This is a genomic window from Halomonas sp. SIMBA_159, assembly GCF_046536035.1.
GTDB classification, from domain to species: Bacteria; Pseudomonadota; Gammaproteobacteria; order Pseudomonadales; family Halomonadaceae; genus Vreelandella; species Vreelandella venusta_A.
On the sequence record NZ_JAWJBT010000002.1, the window covers coordinates 1 to 17974 of the forward strand.

The following is a 17974-nucleotide window of genomic DNA, read 5'->3' on the forward strand; positions in this document are numbered from 1 at the left end:
GCCAGAGCCAGAGCCAGAGCCAGAGCCAGAGCCAGAGCCAGAGCCAGAGCCAGAGCCAGAGCCAGAGCCAGAGCCAGCATCCAAGCCTGCGCTGCAAGAGAAGCCGGTATCGGATAAAAGTGAGAAGAAAGGCTGGTTTGCGCGCATCAAATCGGGCCTGGGTAAAACGCGCGCCAACCTTACCGATGGCCTTGCCGACCTGTTCCTGGGCAAAAAGCATATTGATGATGAGTTGCTGGAAGATCTAGAAACCCAGCTGCTGATGGCAGATGTAGGCATCGAAGCCACCAGCGACATCATTGAACGGCTGGAGGCGCGGGTTTCCCGTAAAGAGCTGAATAACCCTGAGGCGCTGTATCGCGGCTTGCAGGAAGAGCTTGCCGCGCTGTTGGCCCCGGTCTCCACGCCGCTGAGTTTTGAAAAAGAGAGCGATGGCCCCTTTGTCATTTTGGTAGTGGGGGTTAATGGCGTGGGTAAAACCACCACCATTGGTAAATTAACCCAGCGTTTCCAGCGTGAGGGTAAGAGCGTCATGCTGGCAGCGGGGGATACTTTCCGTGCGGCAGCGGTAGAACAGCTGAAAGTATGGGGTGAGCGCAACAGCGTGCCGGTGATCGCACAGCACACCGGGGCCGACAGCGCCTCGGTGATTTACGATGCGGTCGCGGCCGCTAAAGCTCGCGGCGTGGATGTGCTGATTGCGGATACCGCTGGGCGGCTGCATAACAAGAGCCACCTGATGGAAGAGCTGAAAAAGGTGCATCGTGTGATGCAGAAGCTCGATGACACGGCACCCCATGAGGTCATGTTGGTGCTGGATGCGGGCACCGGGCAAAACGCGATTGCCCAGGCCAGTACCTTCAATGAGGCCGTGCCGATTAGCGGTATTACCCTAACGAAGCTTGATGGTACCGCTAAAGGCGGCATTATCTTTGCCCTAGCGAAACAGCTGGAAACGCCGATTCGGTTTATCGGCGTGGGCGAAGGCTTGGACGACCTGCGCCCCTTCAATGCTGATGACTTCGTCACCGCGCTGTTTGACCGCCAAGGAGACGATGGCCGCGCATGATTGCCTTTGAGCATGTGGGGAAGCGCTACGGAGGGCGCTTTGATGCGTTGGCGCACCTTAACTTTCGCGTGGCGAGAGGTGAAATGGTGTTTCTCACTGGCCACTCTGGGGCGGGCAAAAGCTCTCTGCTGCGATTGATTATGCGGCTAGAGAAGCCTAGCCGTGGACGAGTGGTCGTAGCCGGGCATGATATTGCCCAACTACATGCCAGCCAGGTGCCGTTCTATCGCCGCCAGATTGGCGTGGTGTTTCAGGACCATCAGCTGCTATTTGACCGCAGCGTGTTTCATAACGTCTCGTTACCGTTGGAGATTCAAGGCGTTGAACCCCGTGAAGCGGCGCGGCGGGTGCGGGCAGCCTTGGATAAAGTCGGGCTACTGCACCGTGAGAAAGCGCTGCCGGTGGAACTGTCTGGCGGTGAGCAGCAGCGGGTGGGGATTGCCCGCGCCGTGGTGAATAAGCCTGCGCTGCTGCTGGCTGACGAACCCACCGGTAACCTAGACCCACAGCTCTCTGCCGATATCATGGCGCTCTTTGAAGACTTCAACCGCATTGGTACCACGGTGATGATCGCGAGCCACGATCTCGCACTGATCGCGCGCCTGCGTCATCGCATCCTGCGGCTGCGGGATGGCCGGTTGGTCGGCGATGAGGGGGCCGTATGAAGCGCTCATCTCCTCGTTCCACGGGCACTCCTTCCGCTACGCCTCGGCAAGCGACCTCGCGCCAAGGCGGCACAGCGCGCAAGCGTTCGCTGGCCAAACCGGAAGCCGCCGCTTCTGATGCCGCGTCACGCAGTGGCGCACGCTATCAGCAAACGCGTTTTAGCAGCCGCTTACGCGCCTGGGGGCGACACCACCGGGCCATGGCATTAGATAGCCTTTACCGGCTGGTGCGCCATCCGCTGGGTAATCTGCTGACGATGTTGGCCATCGCCATTGCCCTGGTATTGCCTGCCGCGCTGTGGCTCACGCTGGACAGTGCCAAGCTGCTCAATACGGAGCTTGATGAGAGCGCAACGTTGACGGTGTACCTGGATGTCAGCGTGGATGAAGCGCAGGCGGTACGCATTGAAGAGGCCGTGGTGGCCGATGAAGGCGTTGCTGGGACGCGCCTGATTAGCCCAGAGCAGGGCATGGCGGAGTTTCAGGAATCATTGGGCGTCGACGATACGCTGGCAGGGCTTGAGGATAATCCGCTGCCCACCAGTATTGTGATTGCGCCGCAAACTGTCGACCCGCAGGCCATGGCGGGGCTGGCTCAGCGGCTTGAAGAGCTGGCCGGCGTGGATGAAGTGCGTCTCGATTTAGCCTGGGTCGAGCGGTTGCGGCATTTGGCAGAGCTCGGCCGTCGCGTGGCGCTGGCCTTAGGCGTCTTGTTTGGGTTTGGCGTATTGCTGGTGGTAGGCAACACGATCCGCTTGGCGGTAGAGAGCCGCCGCCGAGAAATTGAAGTGGTGATGCTGATTGGTGCCACCCATGCGTTTGTACGTCGACCCTTCTTATACAGCGGGGCGTGGTATGGTGTGGGCGGTGGGTTACTGGCATTAGGCCTGTTGGGGCTCGGCAATTATTGGCTTTCGCTGCCCGTGGCCGCGCTGGCGGCAAGTTATGGTGCCAGCTTCACGTTGCCGCAGCTGGATGTGACAGGCTCTACAATTCTGCTATCTTGCAGTACACTATTAGGCTGGTTGGGGGCATGGCTTGCGGTGACACGCCACCTCACCAGTATTCGTCCGCGTTAAGTCATCTACCTAGCAGTATGCTGTGTTATGCGGGCGATAACAGGAATTTCCACCCCATTGAGCGCTATATACCGAGTCATCGTATTGGTCGCTTTGAACCTTACGCTTCAACTAAGGTCTTATGGGGTAACGTAAGACGTCTGGCAATGTTACGCCACAACGTCAACCACGATAGGTTTTAAGGGAGACCACCTGCATATGAGCACTAGTCTTCTACCGGTGGGACAAATCTCTCCAGGTCACGACCTGGGAGGTTATATTCAAGCGGTTAATGGTATTGCCGTATTAAGCGTTGAAGAAGAGCGCGAGTTAGCATTCCGGCTTTACGACGAAGGCGACCTAGAGGCTGCGCGCCGCTTAGTGCTTTCACACCTGCGTTTTGTGGTGCACATTGCCCGCAGTTATTCAGGCTACGGCTTGCCTCAAGCGGATCTGATCCAGGAAGGCAACGTGGGCTTGATGAAAGCGGTCAAGCGTTTTGATCCTAACCAAGGCGTGCGCCTGGTGTCGTTTGCTGTTCACTGGATCAAAGCAGAAATTCATGAGTTTGTGCTGCGTAACTGGCGGATTGTTAAAATCGCCACGACCAAAGCTCAGCGCAAGCTGTTCTTCAACCTGCGCAGCGCGAAGAAGCGTCTGGCATGGCTGAATAACGATGAAGTGGATGCCATCGCCAAAGATCTCGACGTAAAGCCCGCTGTCGTGCGCGATATGGAAGGTCGTCTCTCAGCGTTTGATGCAGGCTACGACGCCTCGCCAAGCGATGACGAAGAGAGCACCTATCAAGCGCCCGCGTATTTTCTTGATGATGCCTCCGCTGACCCAGCAACGCAGCTTGAAGATAGCGATTTTGAAGAAGACTCCACCCGTCGTCTGCAGCTGGCGTTGAAAGGGTTGGATGAACGCTCGCGAGATATTCTGCAGCGTCGTTGGCTGACCGATAACAAAGCCACGCTGCATGACCTGGCCGACGTGTACGGCGTCAGCGCTGAGCGTATTCGCCAGCTTGAAAAGAACGCGATGAAGAAGCTGCGTCAGAAAATGGGCGATGCCGCTATCGCGGCGTAATCCAGTAAGGCGCTCGTCAAAACGCCCTGAAGGTACTGCCTTCAGGGCGTTTTTTATTGAGCGGGGCTGAATCCTTAAGAAGGGCCTTAAGCAGGCTGAGTGGTTTCTCTCAACAGCTGGCTAGAAAGCAGTGCCCACTGGTCTTCCCAGTGCTCGGTAGGCAAGCGCTTGAAGTCGCTGCGCACGTACTGGGAGATGCGGCCTTCCGCTTGAGCGATCAGCAGATTGGCAGCGGCGGAGGAGGGAATGCTGGTACGACGGCCTTCACGCAGCTCGGCTTCTCGCAGTACCTGCTTAAGCTGCGTTTCCAGGCGCTCAAACAGCTGGTGCACCCGCTGGCGCAGTCGCGCCGTTTCTCCGGTGAGCACATCGCCGCCCAATACGCGGGCAAGTCCTGGGTTCTTCTCGGCGAACCCCATCAGCAGCGATAAAATCGTGCCACAGCGGGTTGCGGCGTCGGGAATGTCGTCCAGAATGCGCGTTATCCGAGCAAAGATGCTCTCTTCGATAAAATCGATGAGCCCTTCAAACATGCGCGCCTTACTCGGAAAGTGGCGGTAAAGCGCTGCCTCAGAGACGCCCACTTGGCGTGCTAGCGCGGCGGTGGTGATGCGCTTGCCGCTATCTTCTTCCAGCATCACGGCCAGTGCCTGCAGTATTTGCTCGCGGCGGCGAGGTTTGCGATCGTCACTCATGACTCTTGCCCTCCGTCGCGGTTATTCTGCGTCAGTGATTAGGGTGCCTACACCAGCATTGGTAAAGATTTCCAGCAGTACGGCGTGGGGCACCCGGCCATCGATAATATGAGCGCTGTTAACACCGCCTTTAACGGCATCCAGCGCACAGCGGATTTTTGGCAGCATGCCGCCGTAAATGGTGCCATCGGCAATCAGGCCGTCGACCTGTGCGGTGGTGAGCCCAGTCAGTACCTTGCCTTCGCTGTTCATCAGGCCTGCCACGTTGGTCAGCAGCATCAGCTTTTCGGCGTTCAGCGCTTCGGCTAACTTACCGGCCACTAGATCAGCGTTGATGTTGTAGCTATTGCCTTTGTCATCCACGCCAATCGGCGCAATCACCGGAATAAAGTCGCGGGCGGCGAGCATTTCGATCAGATCGGTCGAGATCGATTCCACCTCGCCCACGTGACCGATGTCGATGATCTCGGGGGCGGTCATCTCCGGGCTTTGGTGCTCAACCTTCAACTGGCGGGCGCGAATTTGTGCGCCGTCTTTGCCGGTTAAACCAATCGCCTTGCCGCCGCTTTGGTTAATCAGGTTGACGATGCTTTTGTTCACCAAGCCACCCAGCACCATCTCTACAACGTCCATGGTTTGCGAGTCGGTAACGCGCATGCCATTAACAAAGCGGGATTCGATATTGAGCTTTGCCAGCAGGCTGCCAATTTGCGGGCCGCCGCCGTGTACCACCACCGGGTTAATGCCGACTTCCTTCATCAGCACGATGTTACGAGCAAATGAGTCGATCAGCGTGTCTTCGGTCATGGCGTTGCCGCCGTATTTGACCACGACGGTTTTACCGGAAAATTGCTGGATGTAGGGAAGCGCTTCTGACAGCACCTCCACAACGACCTGGGGGTCGCGGCTAGCTGAACTCATGACGATGTCCCTTTGCTCTTTTTTAATGTCTGTTGCGTCACTGTGCGCGGATGGCTGTCACAGCCTTTTTAACACGTCGCGCGTTCTAAGGGCGCGATCATGCTGTTGTGGTGGCCGGTATGGTGAGTGCAGGCGCTACTTTGTGCAGCGCTTGTTCAAAACGCTCACGAATGCGTTCCAAGGCAGCGAGATCTTTTCCCTCGAAGCGAAGGACTAGTGCAGGCGTTGTGTTGGAGGCGCGGCACAGCCCCCAGCCGTCGGCGTAGTCAACGCGGATGCCATCCAGCGTGGTTTTGATACCTTCGCCGAAGTCGCCCTCTCTGGCAAGCGTCTCGACAATGGCGAATTTTTCTTCGTCAGTGACGCTGACATTAATTTCGGGCGTACTAACATCCTGAGGAAACTGGTCAAAGAACGCATCGGCGTCGCCTGGGTACTGGGAAAGAATCTCCAGCAGTCGTGCCGCTGAGTAAAGCCCGTCATCAAAGCCGTACCAGCGCTCTTTGAAAAAGATATGACCACTCATCTCGCCGCCCAGCAGTGCGCCGGTCTCTTTCATGCGGGCTTTGATCAGCGAGTGCCCCGTGCGCCACATCTCCGGCTCGCCGCCTGCTTCGCTAATCACGCGAGCGAGATGGCCGGTGCACTTAATATCAAAAATGACCTTCGCGCCGGAGTTGCGCGACAGCAGGTCAGAAGCAAACAGCATCAGCAGGTGGTCGGGGTAGATCATCCTGCCGCGGGGTGTGACCACGCCCAGGCGGTCGCCATCGCCATCAAAGGCAAGGCCGATGTCCGCTCCGCTCTGCTGCACGTGCTGAATTAAATCCTGAAGGTTTTCAGGTTTGCCGGGGTCGGGGTGATGGTTGGGAAAGCGCCCATCAATCTCAGCAAACAGCGGCGTGGTCGAAACCCCCAGGCGTTCAATCAACTGAGGGCCAAGCTCGCCAGCGACGCCGTTGCCGCAATCCACCACCGCGCTTAACGTGCGCGTTAGTTTGATGTCGCTAAGAATACGGGCGAGGTAAATCTCTCGCAGGTCGCGGGTGTGTAAACGGCCTTCACCGTGGGTGAGGTCGTTTGCCTGAATGCGTTCATACAGGCGGGTAATGGCATCGCCCGACAGCGTTTCGCCGTTGAGAACGATTTTAAAGCCGTTGTAGTCCGGTGGGTTGTGGCTGCCGGTGAGCATCACCCCTGAGCAGCTTTCGGGCTGGGTGTGAGTGGCGAAGTACAGCACCGGAGTGGGCACCATGCCAATGTCGATGACATCCTGCCCAGCCGCCCGCAAACCGCGAATCAGTGCGGCCTGTAGGCGTGGCCCCGAGGTTCGACCGTCCCGCGCTACGATCACGGTGTGCTCACCTCGCGCGGCAGCTTCTGAGCCCACTGCATGGCCAATCAGTTCGGTGGTGGCTTCACTTAAGGTGTCATCCACAATGCCACGAATATCATAGGCACGAAATATCGAAGCGGGTACGGTCATTATCGATCCTTGAGCAACACGTTAGCGTAAGGCGAAGGGGGCTTATTGGCGGCCGGTGCTGCCGAAACCGCCGCTGCCGCGGGCGGAGTCGGTAAAGCTATCCACTAGTGTGAGTTCAGCCTGCACCACGGGCACCAGCACATACTGAGCGAGCCGCTCAAAGGGCGTTATTGTGAAGCTTGCCTGGCCGCGGTTCCAGACCGATATCATCAGCTCGCCCTGGTAGTCGGCGTCGATTAAGCCCACCAAGTTGCCCAGCACAATGCCATGTTTATGGCCCAGGCCAGAGCGGGGCAGAATCATTCCCGCTAAACCCGGGTCTTCAATATAGATGGCAAGGCCGGTCCGTACGAGCTGGCATTCGCCGGGGGCGAGTGTTAAAGGCTCATCCAGCAGCGCCCTTAAATCCATGCCCGCAGAGCCTGCCGTGGCGTAAGAGGGCAGGTAGTCGTGCAGGCGCTCATCCAAGACCTTGCACTGCAGTTGGGGGCGGGTACTGCTCATGATGAAGCTCCAGAAGAAATCAAAGAGAGTTGCGCCAGCGTCTGATGAATAATCAGCGCGGCTAGTTGCGTTTTCGGTTGCGGCCGCGCGCTAAGCTGCTCATTGCCCTGCGGCGTACGCCACAGTAGTAGCGCCGCATTATTATCGCTGCCAAAGCCCAATCCCTGTTGGGAAACATCGTTGGCGACGATCATATCGAGCCCTTTGCGGGCCAGTTTATCTTGGGCGTAGCGCTCTACGTCCTGGGTTTCCGCTGCAAAGCCAACCACAAAAGGGCGCTGCCCGCTTGGCAGTGCGGCCACGTCGGCAATGATGTCGGGGTTTTTGACCAGGGTAAGCGTTAACGTATCGCGGTCGTCAGTTTTCTTGAGCTTGTGCTCTGCGGCGCTCTCCGCGCGGTAGTCGGCGACCGCGGCGCAGCCGATGAACACCGTGGCCTCAGGGGCTAAGCGCAGCGCAGCAGCGTGCATTTGTAAGGCGGTTTCTACCTCAATGCGCTCAACGCCTAGTGGTGTGGGCAGGCTTACCGGCCCGCTGATCAGCGTCACCCGAGCGCCTTGGGCGGCGGCTTCGGCTGCTAAGGCGTAGCCCATTTTCCCGGAGCTGTGATTCGATAAGTAGCGCACCGGGTCTAATGCTTCCCGGGTAGGGCCAGCGGTAATCACTACATGCGGGGCATCCGCGGAAGGGCTGGGCGGTGGAGCAAAATGGTGGCGAATTGCTTCGATAATCTCCTCAGGCTCGCTCATTCGCCCTAGGCCAACGTCGCCGCAGGCTTGATCACCGGCGGCGGGGCCGATTAACTGCCAGCCATCGGCGGCGAGCTGGGTCACATTGCGCTGGGTGGCGGGGTGGCGCCACATGGCCTGATTCATGGCAGGGGCGATCAGTCGAGGCGCTTCAGAGGCCAGGCACAGCGTGGTCAGCAGGTCGTCGGCCATGCCGTGCACCAGCCGTGCGATGAGGTCAGCGGTGGCTGGCGCAATCACAATGGCATCTGCCCAGCGAGCAAGCTCGATATGCCCCATGCCTGCTTCCGCTTCAGGATCTAGCAGCGACGTACGTACTGGCTCACCGGAGAGCGCCTGAAGGGTGAGCGGCGTGATAAACGCCTGGGCTCCGTCGGTCATCACTACCCGCACGTCACAGCCTGCCTGCTTCAGCAAACGCACAATGAGCGCACTTTTATACGCCGCGATCCCCGCGCTGACGCCTAACAGCAGGCGTTTACCGGCCAGTGACGATAGACAAGATTGCGCTAGTGATGCCATGGGAAGAGTCCAATGTGAGCAACATGAAAGGGGCTTACCATACCATTTGGCTGTTTATTTTGGCATGCTCAGGCGAGCGCTAATAAAGCTAGGTATAGTGAGATGTGCGGTAGGCATTACTCATTAAGTGAAGAGGCAGGGAGGCGTCGATGGGAATTAATCACTGGCCTGAGGGTGAGCGGCCACGGGAAAAGCTGCTCAATATGGGCGCTCAGGCGCTCTCGGATGCGGAGCTTCTGGCTATTTTTCTTCGCGTAGGCGTGCAGGGGCGCTCTGCGGTGGATTTAGCTCGGGACCTGCTGACCAGCTTTGGTGGTTTAAGGCAGTTGCTGGAAGCCGACCAAACCCAGTTCTGTGCTGCCCGGGGGCTGGGGAGCGCTAAATTTGCGCAACTGCAGGCGACGCTTGAGCTTTCACGACGGCATTTAGCCAGCCAACTGGCGCGTGGCAATGCGTTAACCTCACCTGCGTTAGTGCGTCACTACCTAAGTTCACAGCTGCGTCATTTGGGGCATGAAGAGTTTGCGGTACTTTTTTTAGACACTCAGCACCGAATTATTCGCTATGAATCCCTGTTTCGCGGTACCCTAGACAGCGCATCCGTTTACCCCCGCGAAGTTGCCAAGCGTGCGCTTGAGTTACACGCTGGCGCTGTCATCCTGGCCCACAATCACCCATCGGGTGTGGCTGAGCCCAGCGATGCTGATCGACGTATCACCGAACGTTTGAAAGATGCCCTCGCACTCTTCGATGTGCGGGTACTCGATCATTTTGTGGTGGGAGACGGTGACGTGGTGTCATTTGCCGAGCGTGGCTGGCTATAGCAGTAATTTTCAGCAGCAGAAGACGTGTGCTCGACCCTCAGGTCATTGCCCTTTTTCTAAGTAAATTGTCCAAAAACGCGCTTTTTTGGCCTTTTTGGGCGGTTTCGCTTGCTGGTAGCTAGGTGCTCTGGTATAAAGTGCCACCTTTGAACTTGGGTTGAATAACGGATTTGGGTACAGCTAGGCGGTTAACTGCGTCGACTCCCTCCCTGCTCCGGTTTGCCCGACAGTTTTGAACAACTCGCCAAGCGGTTGGAGGCTCTCATGTCCAAAGTATGTCAGGTTACCGGCAAGCGTCCGGTAACTGGTAATAACGTTTCTCACTCCCAGCGTAAGACACGTCGTCGTTTCTTGCCGAACCTTCATACCCATCGTTTTTGGGTTGAATCTGAAAACCGCTTCGTCAAGCTGCGCGTTTCCTCTAAAGGAATGCGTATCATCGACAAGAAAGGTATCGAAACGGTTCTGGCTGACATCCGCAAACGCGGCGACGCTATCTAAGCCAGCTTTTTACGAAGCATTTTGGGAGAGTTAAACCATGCGCGATAAGATCAAGCTGGTGTCTAGTGCCGGTACAGGCCACTTCTACACCACTGATAAGAACAAGCGGAACACTCCGGATAAGTTCGAATTCAAGAAATACGACCCGGTTGTCCGTAAGCACGTTATCTACAAGGAAGCAAAGATCAAGTAATCGCGATTACGATGATCGGCTTTCACCGCAGGCGAGCGCCTGTTGAAAAACCCGGCCCAAAGCCGGGTTTTTGCATATCTGATCGTTAGGGTTCTACGGCGCTGGCATGCGCAGATTGGCCGTTTGGCAGTGACATGCCGGGTCGTGGGCATCCCTGTCACTGTGTCGTCATCATAGGCTTTCATCATGCCCGAATTGCCTGAAGTGGAAACCACACGGCGTGGTATCGCCCCCTATATTGAGGGCCAGGAGATCACCGAAGTGCTGGTGCGCCAACCGCGCCTGCGCGTACCGGTGCCCGAGGATTTAGCGGAGCGCTTAGTGGGGGCTTCAATAGGTCCGCTTGCCCGCCGAGCGAAGTACCTGCAAATCCCCCTCGCAGACGGCAGTGCGACGCTATTGTGGCATTTGGGTATGTCGGGCAGCCTGCGCATTGCACGCCTTGGCGATCTGCCGAAAAAGCATGATCATGTCGATGTGGTGACCGCCAGTGGCTACGTGCTGCGTTACCACGACCCGCGCCGGTTTGGGTTTGTCGATTGGCAGCAAGGCGATGGCAGCAAGGACAAACGCTTAGCCCACCTAGGCCCAGAGCCGCTTGATGATGCCTTTAATGGCCAGTGGCTGTTTAACCTGTCGCGCAATAAGCGCGTTGCAGTGAAGCCCTTCTTGATGGACAACCAAGTGGTGGTGGGGGCTGGCAATATCTATGCGGCAGAGGCGCTGTTTATGGCGGGTATCGACCCGCGCCGTGCTGCAGGTCGCATATCGCTGGCGCGCTATGAAGCGCTGGCGGCGGCGGTCAAGGAGGTATTGGCAGCGGCCATTACCCAGGGCGGCACCACGCTGCGTGATTTTGTCAGCGGGCAGGGCGAGCCGGGCTACTTTGCCCAGCAGCTCAATGTGTATGGCCGCCACGGCCAGCCCTGCTTACGCTGTGGCAGCGAGCTGCGACGCATAACGCTTGGCCAGCGAGCGAGCGTGTTTTGCCCTAGCTGCCAGCGTTAATGACCGCCTTGGGCGGTGAACTGTTTTGCTTACCCTTACTGAGCCTGTGTGCTTGGTAAGCTGGCTCTTTTGGAGATTGTTGTGACCCAACGCCTGCGCTTGAATAAAAACGCTGATCGCCGCTTGAAAGCTGGCCATCTGTGGATCTACTCCAACGAAGTAGACATCAAAGAAACGCCCCTGAAAAATTTCGCAGCGGGTGAGCCTGTGCTGGTAGAGGCGTCCAACGGTAAAACGTTAGGCGTTGCTTATGTTAATCCTCACTCGCTGATCTGCGGCCGCATCATGTCTCGAGACCCGGAGATGCGCCTGGATCGCTCGCTGTTTGTTCACCGTTTTAATCAGGCGCTGGCGCTGCGTCAGCGTATGTTTGATCAGCCGTTTTACCGCCTGATTCATGGCGAGGGTGACCTGTTGCCTGGGCTGGTGATTGACCGCTTTGGCGATGTGCTGGTGGTGCAGCTCAACACCGCCGGTATGCAGGCGTTGGCAGAAGATATTGTCGATGCGCTGGAAAAAGTCGTGAAGCCTAGCGCGATTGTCTTCCGCAACGATACCGGTGGCCGCCGCCAGGAGGGCCTGGAAGCCCACGTGGAAGTCGTCAAAGGTACGCTGCCTGACGAAGTTCTGCTGGTCGAAAATGGCGTCACCTTTGCCGTGCCGGTGCTAAACGGCCAGAAAACCGGCTGGTTCTATGATCACCGCGTTAACCGCGCCTGGCTTAACAGCCAAGTGGCCGGTAAGCGCGTGTTGGACGTTTTCAGCTATGTGGGTGGCTGGGGCGTTCAGGCGGCGGCCAGCGGTGCATCAGAAGTGCTTTGCGTGGACGCATCCGGTGCGGCACTGGAGCAAGTGGCGCGCAATGCCGAGCTGAACGGCGTTCAAGAGCAGGTAGCTGTCGGTGAAGGCGATGCGTTTGAGGCATTGGCGGCGCTGAAGGCAGATGGCGAACAGTTCGACGTAGTGATTCTGGATCCGCCCGCGTTTATTAAAAAGCGTAAGGATATCCCCAACGGTGAGCGCGCCTACTCGCGTCTTAACCGTGAGGCGATGCGTTTGCTGGGTCGCGATGGCCTGCTGCTGTCGGCCTCCTGCTCCATGCACCTTGCGACTGATCGTTTGGTCGATGTGGTGCGCGGTGCAGTGCGCCACCAGGACCGCCAGGGCCAAGTAATCTTCCAGGGCCATCAAGGGCCGGATCACCCGGTACACCCGGCCATTCCGGAAACGTCTTACCTGAAGGCGCTGGGCGTGCGCGTTTTCCGCGACTGAGTACAGTCATTAGTGGTTAGCAAAAGCGAGGTAGTCACAGAAAGGAGATAGCCACATGGAGTGGGCGTTGCCAGACCCGTTTGTCATTGACCTAAACGTACTGCCTGAGGCGATAGACGCCTACCGGCACGTTAATAACAGCGAGTACTTGCGCTGGGTTGAGCAGATTAGCTGGGCACACTCCGAGGCGTTGGGACTATCCCTTGAGCGCTACCAGGCCCTTGATCGGGCGATGGTAGTGCACCGCCATGAGCTGGACTACCTCGCGCCCGCCTTTGCGGGTGACGCGCTGCAGCTGGCGACGTGGATCGTGGCGTGTGACGGCCGTTTTAGCCTAACGCGCCGCTTTCAGCTCAAGCGCGTTGCGGATGGCAAAACGCTGCTGAACGCCCGCACTCGGTTTGCCTGTGTCGCGCTCTCAAGCGGCCGCCCGAAACGCCTGCCTGAAGAGTATCAGCGTATTTATGGTGGGGCAGTCGTGGCCGAGGGGTAACGCAATTCAGGGCGTTGATTTTTTCGCCTAGCGCCCTTAACCGCTAGATTCTTCTGCTAAAAAACGCCTTAACCGGCGTTTTTTTTGTTTTTCTCTCCAGGGGTGGTGGTTCTTGTTTGCTGTGCTGTAATGCACTTAGCAACGTACGACATGTGCCTGAATCAGGAGAGCCAACCATGAAAATCGCCGTTCCCAAAGAGATCAAAAACCATGAATACCGCGTCGCACTGACGCCCACCGGCGCGCGCGAGCTAACCGGACGTGGCCATACGGTGAGCGTGCAGACTGGCGCTGGAGAAGGCGCTGGCTTTCAAGATGGCGATTACCAACAGGCAGGCGCGACTATCGAGCCAAACGTTGATGCGCTGTGGCAAAACGCCGAGTTGATCTTGAAAGTCAAAGAGCCGCAGCCAGAAGAGGTCGCGCGTCTCACTCCTGAGCATACGCTGTTTACCTATCTTCACTTAGCCGCTGAAAAGTCCCTCACCCAAGGGCTGATGAAGAGCGGTGCTACCTGTATTGCTTACGAAACTATCACCGATGCTAAAGGTGGCCTGCCGCTGTTAGCCCCCATGAGCACCGTGGCGGGCCGTATGGCGGTGCAGGCAGGGGCACATAGCCTGGAAAAGGCGCAGGGCGGCTCTGGCGTGCTGTTGCCGGGCGTGCCGGGAGTGGCGCCAGGGAGTGTGACCGTGATTGGCGGCGGCGTGGTAGGTGAGAACGCGGCACGCATGGCGCTGGGCTTAGGGGCGGATGTCACGATTTTAGATAAATCGATCGCCCGGCTGGAAGTGCTGGATGACCGCTACCAGGGGCGCATCAAAACTGTCTACTCTACGGCGGATGCGCTGGATCACGCGGTAAGAACGGCGGATATGATTGTCGGTGCCGTGCTGATTCCAGGCGCCGCTGCGCCGAAGCTGATTACTCGCGCCATGCTGGCGGATATGAAGCCGGGCAGCGTGCTGGTGGATGTGGCGATTGATCAGGGTGGCTGCTTTGAAACCAGCAAGCCCACCACCCACGCTGAGCCTACCTATATCGTGGATGGTATTGTGCACTACTGCGTGGCCAATATGCCCGGTGCCGTGGCGCGTACCTCTACCTTAGGGCTGACCAACGCCACGCTGCCCTTCGTGCTGGCGCTGGCGGATAAAGGCTGGCAGAAAGCATTAGCCGACGATGCACACTTCCTGCCCGGTCTTAACGTCCATAGCGGGAAGGTCACCTATCGCGCCGTGGCGGATGCCTTTGGGCTGGAAAGCGTCGATCCGGCCAGCATCGTGAAATAGTTCGTGAAGCAGGGGGTGAAGTAATTCGTGAGGTACCCCTGCAGTGGTTAGGCGGACAAGAAGCCGCTTGCCGTGGCTTAATGACGTGACTTAGTAGTGAGGCGGGATATCGTCTTCTGGGCGGAAACTACCCTGAGAATCGCCCGCCTGGAGCGCCTGATGCTGCTCGCGTAGGCGTTCGCGCATCAGCGCGCTTAGCTGCTCCAGTTTTTCCAGGCGGCGCTCTTGCTGGGCCACCGCTTGGTCAAGGGTATCCAGCCAGTGCTCTTGGTAAGCCAGCCTGCTCTCCATCGATTCAAGACGTTGAGAGAGCTCAGCAGGCGATAATTCGTTTGTCATGATAACATCGTCACCTTGTGTAGTATGCTCGGTACTGTTAGGAATGGGCCTGGTAGTTCGAGTATTGTCCTTCGTCTGTTACCCATACAACAAGAGAGCTTTTACCATCTATGAACCCAAAAGTTGTTTTTCGCTGTTTCTTTATCAGTATCTTACTGGCCGCCCCCACGCCGCTTCTTCTGGCGGGGATTGTTCATTTAACCAATGCACCTTTAGCTGAACAGTGGTTAGCCGAAGCTGCGTTCAGTGTGTATGCCGCTGTCGCGGTTGGCTGTTTTATCATGTTGTTGATTGGCACGTTAGCGGCGGCTGCTCTGGCACCTCCCATGGTGGTGAAGGCCGATGTAGCACGCGTGAAACCAGCGCCGCGTCAGCCTCAAGCGGCACCTGCGGTGGAAGACGATGAAGAAGAGGAAGATATCATCGACCCCAACGATGGCCGTGAAGAGGGGGAAGTAAAATGGTTTAACACCAACAAAGGTTATGGCTTCATTACCCGCGATAACGGTGAAGATGTGTTTGTTCACTTCCGTGCGATTCGTGGTCGTGGCCCGCGTATGCTGGCCGAAGGCCAGATTGTTCGCTATCACGTGATTAAAAATGATCGCGGTCTTCAGGCCGATGACGTCAGCATTATTGAGTAAACGCTTAGGTACTGTCGTGCTAAATTAGCGTTGATAGTGCTAAAGAAGAAAACCCCCGCGCCTGCGGGGGTTTTTGTGTTTAACGGCCTGAGTCTGGCCATTCGATGGCTTTTTCTTGGCCATCGGGCAGTACCTGCCAAAAGCGGTCCGGGTCGTCGCCAGGGTGCCAGCCACCTAACGAGCAGCGGACTTCTACCTGCAGGGCTTCAGCGGCGTGTTGGGCGCACTCTTGGTCGGTGTGCCAAGGGGTGTGACCGCTATCGAACCAGAGGCTGGCAAAGCCATCGGCGGCTTTGTCCACCAGTAGCACCGGGACGCTATCGCCTTGGTGCTGGCCACGGGTTTTCCACTTGCCTTTGCCAGCCGGGCTCAGGGGTGGTGCACTCAGCACATCGGCCAGCCAGGCGTTAATGTCATCCAGCGTGATCTGCGCTAGATACACCTCGATATCCGGAAACCGCTCCATCATACGCTTACCTCGTCGGTGGTCAGTAGCGCTTGAAGGGTCGCTTCGTAGATACGGCTCAGCGCATCCAAGTCGCTAGCGCGCACGCGCTCGTTCACCTTGTGAATGGTGTCGTTCAGCGGGCCAAGCTCTACCACCTGCGCGCCCAGAGTGGCAATAAAACGGCCATCCGAGGTGCCGCCGCTGGTAGAAAGCGCTGGGCGTTCGCCAGTGACGGCTTCCACGCCACGAATGGCCGCCTCCACTAGCTCACCTTCGGCTGTCAGGAACGGTTCGCCGTTCAGCGTCCAGTCGATATGGTACTCAAGGCCGTGCTTGTCCAGAATCGCTTCGGTGCGTGAGCGCAGCTCGTCATGGGTGACTTCGGTGGAGTAGCGGAAGTTAAACACTACCTCCACGTCGCCAGGAATGACGTTAGTCGCCCCGGTACCGGCCCGCAGATTCGAGATCTGAAAACTGGTCGCAGGGAAGAAGTCGTTACCTGCATCCCAGTGCTCGTTGACGAGCGCATCCAGGGCGGGCATCGCTTGGTGAATCGGGTTGCGCGCTAGGTGAGGGTAGGCCACGTGCCCCTGCACGCCTTTCACATGCAGCACGCCGCCCAAAGAACCACGACGACCATTTTTGATCACATCGCCTAGGCGAGCAGTAGAGGATGGTTCGCCAACGATGCAGTAATCCAGGCGGTCATTGCGCTCGCGAAGATGTTCGACCACCGCACGGGTGCCGTCGATGGCCGGGCCTTCTTCATCGGAGGTAATCAAAAACGCAATGCGGCCATCATGATCAGGGTAGCGCGCGACAAAGCGCTCCACTGCCGTCAGCATCGCTGCCAGACTGCCTTTCATATCGGCCGCGCCGCGCCCGCAGAGCATGCCTTGGTCATCGATGCAGGGCTCGAAAGGCGGAAATTCCCAGCTGGTGTTTGGCCCGCTGGGCACTACGTCGGTGTGCCCCGCAAACGCCAGCACCGGGCCGTGGTGGCCACGAATCGCCCAAAAATTCTTCACATCGCCAAACGGCAGCTGCTCAATATGGAAACCGAGCGCTGTTAAGCGCTCGATCATCAGGTCCTGGCAGCCTTCGTCGTCGGGGGTCACCGACGCCCGGCCAAGCAGCTCAAAGGCCAGCTTCAGCGTAGGCGACAGTGAGGCAGGCTCAGTTATGGGCATGCAGCGCCTCGTTCAGCGCAATGGCGCTTTTATTGGTCAGGCACTCGATGCGGCCATTTTGTGAGTTGCGGCGCAGCAGCAGGTCGTCTTGGCCCGCCAGCTCGCGGGCGGCAACGGTGTTCACTTCCTGGCCCTGGTCATCCAGCAGCGTCACTTTGGAGCCTGCGGTGATGTAGAGGCCAGCTTCCACGGTGCAACGGTCGCCCAGCGGAATGCCGATACCGGCATTGGCGCCAATCAGGCAGCCTTCGCCCACTTTGATGATGATGTTGCCGCCACCCGAGAGCGTGCCCATGGTGGAGCAGCCGCCGCCCAGGTCAGAGCCTTTGCCGACCATAACACCTGCAGAAATACGCCCTTCGATCATGCCGGGGCCTTCGGTGCCTGCGTTGAAGTTAACAAACCCTTCATGCATGACCGTGGTGCCTTCACCCAGGTAAGCGCCCAGGCGCACGCGAGCGGTGTCGCCGATGCGGATGCCAGTGGGCACCACGTAGTCGGTCATTTTGGGGAATTTGTCCACGCAGTCGACGGACAGCGTGCGGCCCGCTAGGCGCGCTTTCAGGCGGCGCGTGGGCAGCTCTTCGATATCGATCGCGCCTTCGTTGGTCCAGGCGATGTTACGCAGCAGGCCGAACATGCCGGTCAGGTCCAGGCCGTGGGGCTTCACTAAGCGATGCGACAGCAGGTGTAGCTTCAGGTACACCTCCGGTGCGGTTTGCGGCGGCTGGTCGCTCTCTAGGAACATTGCCACCAGCGGGCGCTGGCTAGTGGCCAGAGACTCGGCCAGGGCAGCCTGCTCGGAGTGGCCTGCCGCTTCCAGCGCCTTGGCCAGGCGGGTGCAATCTTCCGGCAGGAAGCTCACCGGAGCATTGCCTGCCGGTGCATCCAGCGCTTCCTTGGCGGCGGCGACCAGGCTCGCGTCCGGATTGAGCAGCGGGGCCGGGTAATAGATTTCCAGCCAGTCGCCCTGGGTGTTTTGGGTGCCGATTCCAAGCGCGAAGCTCAGCAT

Annotated in this window: 21 protein-coding genes; 12 read left to right on the forward strand and 9 right to left on the reverse strand. The window is 58.1% G+C overall.

Features of this window, described 5'->3' with window-relative positions; genetic code table 11:
* The 4 genes from ftsY to rpoH all read left to right on the forward strand — a co-directional run.
* The coding region (ftsY, locus tag R0J87_RS01250) for a signal recognition particle-docking protein FtsY (RefSeq protein WP_498883810.1) at positions 1-1069 on the forward strand (1069 nt) is incomplete at its 5' end.
* Positions 1066-1734, forward strand: a complete 669-nt coding sequence (ftsE, locus tag R0J87_RS01255; RefSeq protein ID WP_404344689.1) for a cell division ATP-binding protein FtsE — start codon at positions 1066-1068, stop codon at positions 1732-1734. The genes ftsY and ftsE, both read left to right, overlap by 4 nt.
* The gene (gene ftsX / locus R0J87_RS01260; protein ID WP_498883812.1) at positions 1731-2813 is read left to right on the forward strand and encodes a permease-like cell division protein FtsX; all 1083 of its coding nucleotides are present in this window, start codon (positions 1731-1733) and stop codon (positions 2811-2813) included. The genes ftsE and ftsX overlap by 4 nt, the downstream gene beginning before the upstream one ends.
* 198 nt (positions 2814-3011) lie before the next feature.
* Positions 3012-3881 (forward strand): RNA polymerase sigma factor RpoH, encoded by an 870-nt coding sequence (gene rpoH / locus R0J87_RS01265; protein ID WP_188637531.1) that lies wholly within the window; start codon positions 3012-3014, stop codon positions 3879-3881.
* Between the two features lie 86 nt (positions 3882-3967).
* On the opposite strand, the gene slmA is transcribed toward rpoH, so the two are convergent.
* From slmA to coaBC, 5 genes are all read right to left on the reverse strand, one after another.
* Complete coding sequence (gene slmA / locus R0J87_RS01270; RefSeq protein WP_498883815.1) at positions 3968-4576, reverse strand: nucleoid occlusion factor SlmA; 609 nt, start codon at positions 4574-4576, stop codon at positions 3968-3970.
* A 21-nt stretch (positions 4577-4597) separates the two neighbouring features.
* Positions 4598-5497 carry an acetylglutamate kinase gene (argB, locus tag R0J87_RS01275; RefSeq protein ID WP_188637533.1) on the reverse strand — a complete coding sequence of 300 codons (900 nt, stop codon included), beginning with the start codon at positions 5495-5497 and terminating at the stop codon, positions 4598-4600.
* 97 nt (positions 5498-5594) lie between these two features.
* Positions 5595-6983, reverse strand: a complete 1389-nt coding sequence (locus tag R0J87_RS01280; RefSeq protein ID WP_498883817.1) for a phosphomannomutase/phosphoglucomutase — start codon at positions 6981-6983, stop codon at positions 5595-5597.
* Between the two features lie 42 nt (positions 6984-7025).
* A complete protein-coding gene (gene dut, locus R0J87_RS01285; protein WP_498883819.1) occupies positions 7026-7487 on the reverse strand; it encodes a dUTP diphosphatase in 462 nt (153 codons plus the stop codon).
* Complete coding sequence (coaBC, locus tag R0J87_RS01290) at positions 7484-8758, reverse strand: bifunctional phosphopantothenoylcysteine decarboxylase/phosphopantothenate--cysteine ligase CoaBC (protein WP_498883821.1); 1275 nt, start codon at positions 8756-8758, stop codon at positions 7484-7486. The genes dut and coaBC overlap by 4 nt, the downstream gene beginning before the upstream one ends.
* Positions 8759-8907: 149 nt before the next feature.
* Here coaBC and radC point away from each other — a divergent pair, with 149 nt between their 5' ends.
* The 7 genes from radC to ald all read left to right on the forward strand — a co-directional run bounded on the left by radC (position 8908) and on the right by ald (position 14341).
* A complete protein-coding gene (gene radC, locus R0J87_RS01295; protein WP_159340979.1) occupies positions 8908-9582 on the forward strand; it encodes a RadC family protein in 675 nt (224 codons plus the stop codon).
* A gap of 264 nt (positions 9583-9846) precedes the next feature.
* On the forward strand, positions 9847-10083 hold the full coding sequence (gene rpmB / locus R0J87_RS01300) for a 50S ribosomal protein L28 (RefSeq protein WP_038481085.1): 237 nt from the start codon (positions 9847-9849) through the stop codon (positions 10081-10083).
* Between the two features lie 37 nt (positions 10084-10120).
* Positions 10121-10276: a 50S ribosomal protein L33 gene (rpmG, locus tag R0J87_RS01305; RefSeq protein ID WP_009098622.1), complete on the forward strand. Its 156-nt coding sequence runs from the start codon at positions 10121-10123 to the stop codon at positions 10274-10276.
* A gap of 186 nt (positions 10277-10462) precedes the next feature.
* Positions 10463-11284 carry a bifunctional DNA-formamidopyrimidine glycosylase/DNA-(apurinic or apyrimidinic site) lyase gene (gene mutM / locus R0J87_RS01310; protein WP_404465002.1) on the forward strand — a complete coding sequence of 274 codons (822 nt, stop codon included), beginning with the start codon at positions 10463-10465 and terminating at the stop codon, positions 11282-11284.
* Between the two features lie 81 nt (positions 11285-11365).
* Entirely contained in the window at positions 11366-12556 is a 1191-nt protein-coding gene (locus tag R0J87_RS01315; RefSeq protein WP_498883826.1) for a class I SAM-dependent rRNA methyltransferase, read from the forward strand.
* Positions 12557-12611: 55 nt separating this feature from the next.
* Positions 12612-13049, forward strand: a complete 438-nt coding sequence (locus tag R0J87_RS01320) for an acyl-CoA thioesterase (RefSeq protein ID WP_404344696.1) — start codon at positions 12612-12614, stop codon at positions 13047-13049.
* Between the two features lie 176 nt (positions 13050-13225).
* Complete coding sequence (gene ald, locus R0J87_RS01325; RefSeq protein ID WP_404465006.1) at positions 13226-14341, forward strand: alanine dehydrogenase; 1116 nt, start codon at positions 13226-13228, stop codon at positions 14339-14341.
* Between the two features lie 90 nt (positions 14342-14431).
* Here ald and R0J87_RS01330 read toward each other — a convergent pair whose 3' ends face one another.
* Positions 14432-14680: a SlyX family protein gene (locus R0J87_RS01330; RefSeq protein ID WP_188637541.1), complete on the reverse strand. Its 249-nt coding sequence runs from the start codon at positions 14678-14680 to the stop codon at positions 14432-14434.
* 110 nt (positions 14681-14790) lie between these two features.
* Here R0J87_RS01330 and R0J87_RS01335 point away from each other — a divergent pair, with 110 nt between their 5' ends.
* Positions 14791-15324, forward strand: coding sequence for a cold-shock protein (locus tag R0J87_RS01335; RefSeq protein ID WP_308421437.1), 534 nt, complete (start codon positions 14791-14793; stop codon positions 15322-15324).
* Between the two features lie 79 nt (positions 15325-15403).
* Here the strand turns inward: R0J87_RS01335 and R0J87_RS01340 are convergent, their stop codons facing one another.
* The 3 genes from R0J87_RS01340 to dapD are packed head-to-tail and all read right to left on the reverse strand — an operon-like array spanning position 15404 to position 17974.
* Entirely contained in the window at positions 15404-15793 is a 390-nt protein-coding gene (locus R0J87_RS01340; protein WP_404344698.1) for a hypothetical protein, read from the reverse strand.
* Complete coding sequence (dapE, locus tag R0J87_RS01345; RefSeq protein ID WP_498883830.1) at positions 15790-16962, reverse strand: succinyl-diaminopimelate desuccinylase; 1173 nt, start codon at positions 16960-16962, stop codon at positions 15790-15792. Before dapE ends, R0J87_RS01340 begins: the two co-directional genes overlap by 4 nt.
* On the reverse strand, positions 16949-17974 hold the full coding sequence (gene dapD / locus R0J87_RS01350) for a 2,3,4,5-tetrahydropyridine-2,6-dicarboxylate N-succinyltransferase (protein WP_044629729.1): 1026 nt from the start codon (positions 17972-17974) through the stop codon (positions 16949-16951). Before dapD ends, dapE begins: the two co-directional genes overlap by 14 nt.

Bases quoted from the DNA above. Each gene is read 5' to 3' on its own strand.
- dapD (WP_044629729.1), bottom strand. From the start codon at position 17,974: ATGCTGAGCTTCGCGCTTGGAATCGGCACCCAAAACACCCAGGGCGAC.
- R0J87_RS01335 (WP_308421437.1), top strand. From the start codon at position 14,791: ATGAACCCAAAAGTTGTTTTTCGCTGTTTCTTTATCAGTATCTTACTG.
- R0J87_RS01330 (WP_188637541.1), bottom strand. From the start codon at position 14,680: ATGACAAACGAATTATCGCCTGCTGAGCTCTCTCAACGTCTTGAATCG.
- argB (WP_188637533.1), bottom strand. From the start codon at position 5,497: ATGAGTTCAGCTAGCCGCGACCCCCAGGTCGTTGTGGAGGTGCTGTCA.
- rpoH (WP_188637531.1), top strand. From the start codon at position 3,012: ATGAGCACTAGTCTTCTACCGGTGGGACAAATCTCTCCAGGTCACGAC.
- slmA (WP_498883815.1), bottom strand. From the start codon at position 4,576: ATGAGTGACGATCGCAAACCTCGCCGCCGCGAGCAAATACTGCAGGCA.
- ftsE (WP_404344689.1), top strand. From the start codon at position 1,066: ATGATTGCCTTTGAGCATGTGGGGAAGCGCTACGGAGGGCGCTTTGAT.
- coaBC (WP_498883821.1), bottom strand. From the start codon at position 8,758: ATGGCATCACTAGCGCAATCTTGTCTATCGTCACTGGCCGGTAAACGC.
- ftsX (WP_498883812.1), top strand. From the start codon at position 1,731: ATGAAGCGCTCATCTCCTCGTTCCACGGGCACTCCTTCCGCTACGCCT.
- mutM (WP_404465002.1), top strand. From the start codon at position 10,463: ATGCCCGAATTGCCTGAAGTGGAAACCACACGGCGTGGTATCGCCCCC.
- R0J87_RS01340 (WP_404344698.1), bottom strand. From the start codon at position 15,793: ATGATGGAGCGGTTTCCGGATATCGAGGTGTATCTAGCGCAGATCACG.
- dut (WP_498883819.1), bottom strand. From the start codon at position 7,487: ATGAGCAGTACCCGCCCCCAACTGCAGTGCAAGGTCTTGGATGAGCGC.
- radC (WP_159340979.1), top strand. From the start codon at position 8,908: ATGGGAATTAATCACTGGCCTGAGGGTGAGCGGCCACGGGAAAAGCTG.
- R0J87_RS01320 (WP_404344696.1), top strand. From the start codon at position 12,612: ATGGAGTGGGCGTTGCCAGACCCGTTTGTCATTGACCTAAACGTACTG.
- ald (WP_404465006.1), top strand. From the start codon at position 13,226: ATGAAAATCGCCGTTCCCAAAGAGATCAAAAACCATGAATACCGCGTC.
- R0J87_RS01280 (WP_498883817.1), bottom strand. From the start codon at position 6,983: ATGACCGTACCCGCTTCGATATTTCGTGCCTATGATATTCGTGGCATT.
- rpmG (WP_009098622.1), top strand. From the start codon at position 10,121: ATGCGCGATAAGATCAAGCTGGTGTCTAGTGCCGGTACAGGCCACTTC.
- rpmB (WP_038481085.1), top strand. From the start codon at position 9,847: ATGTCCAAAGTATGTCAGGTTACCGGCAAGCGTCCGGTAACTGGTAAT.
- dapE (WP_498883830.1), bottom strand. From the start codon at position 16,962: ATGCCCATAACTGAGCCTGCCTCACTGTCGCCTACGCTGAAGCTGGCC.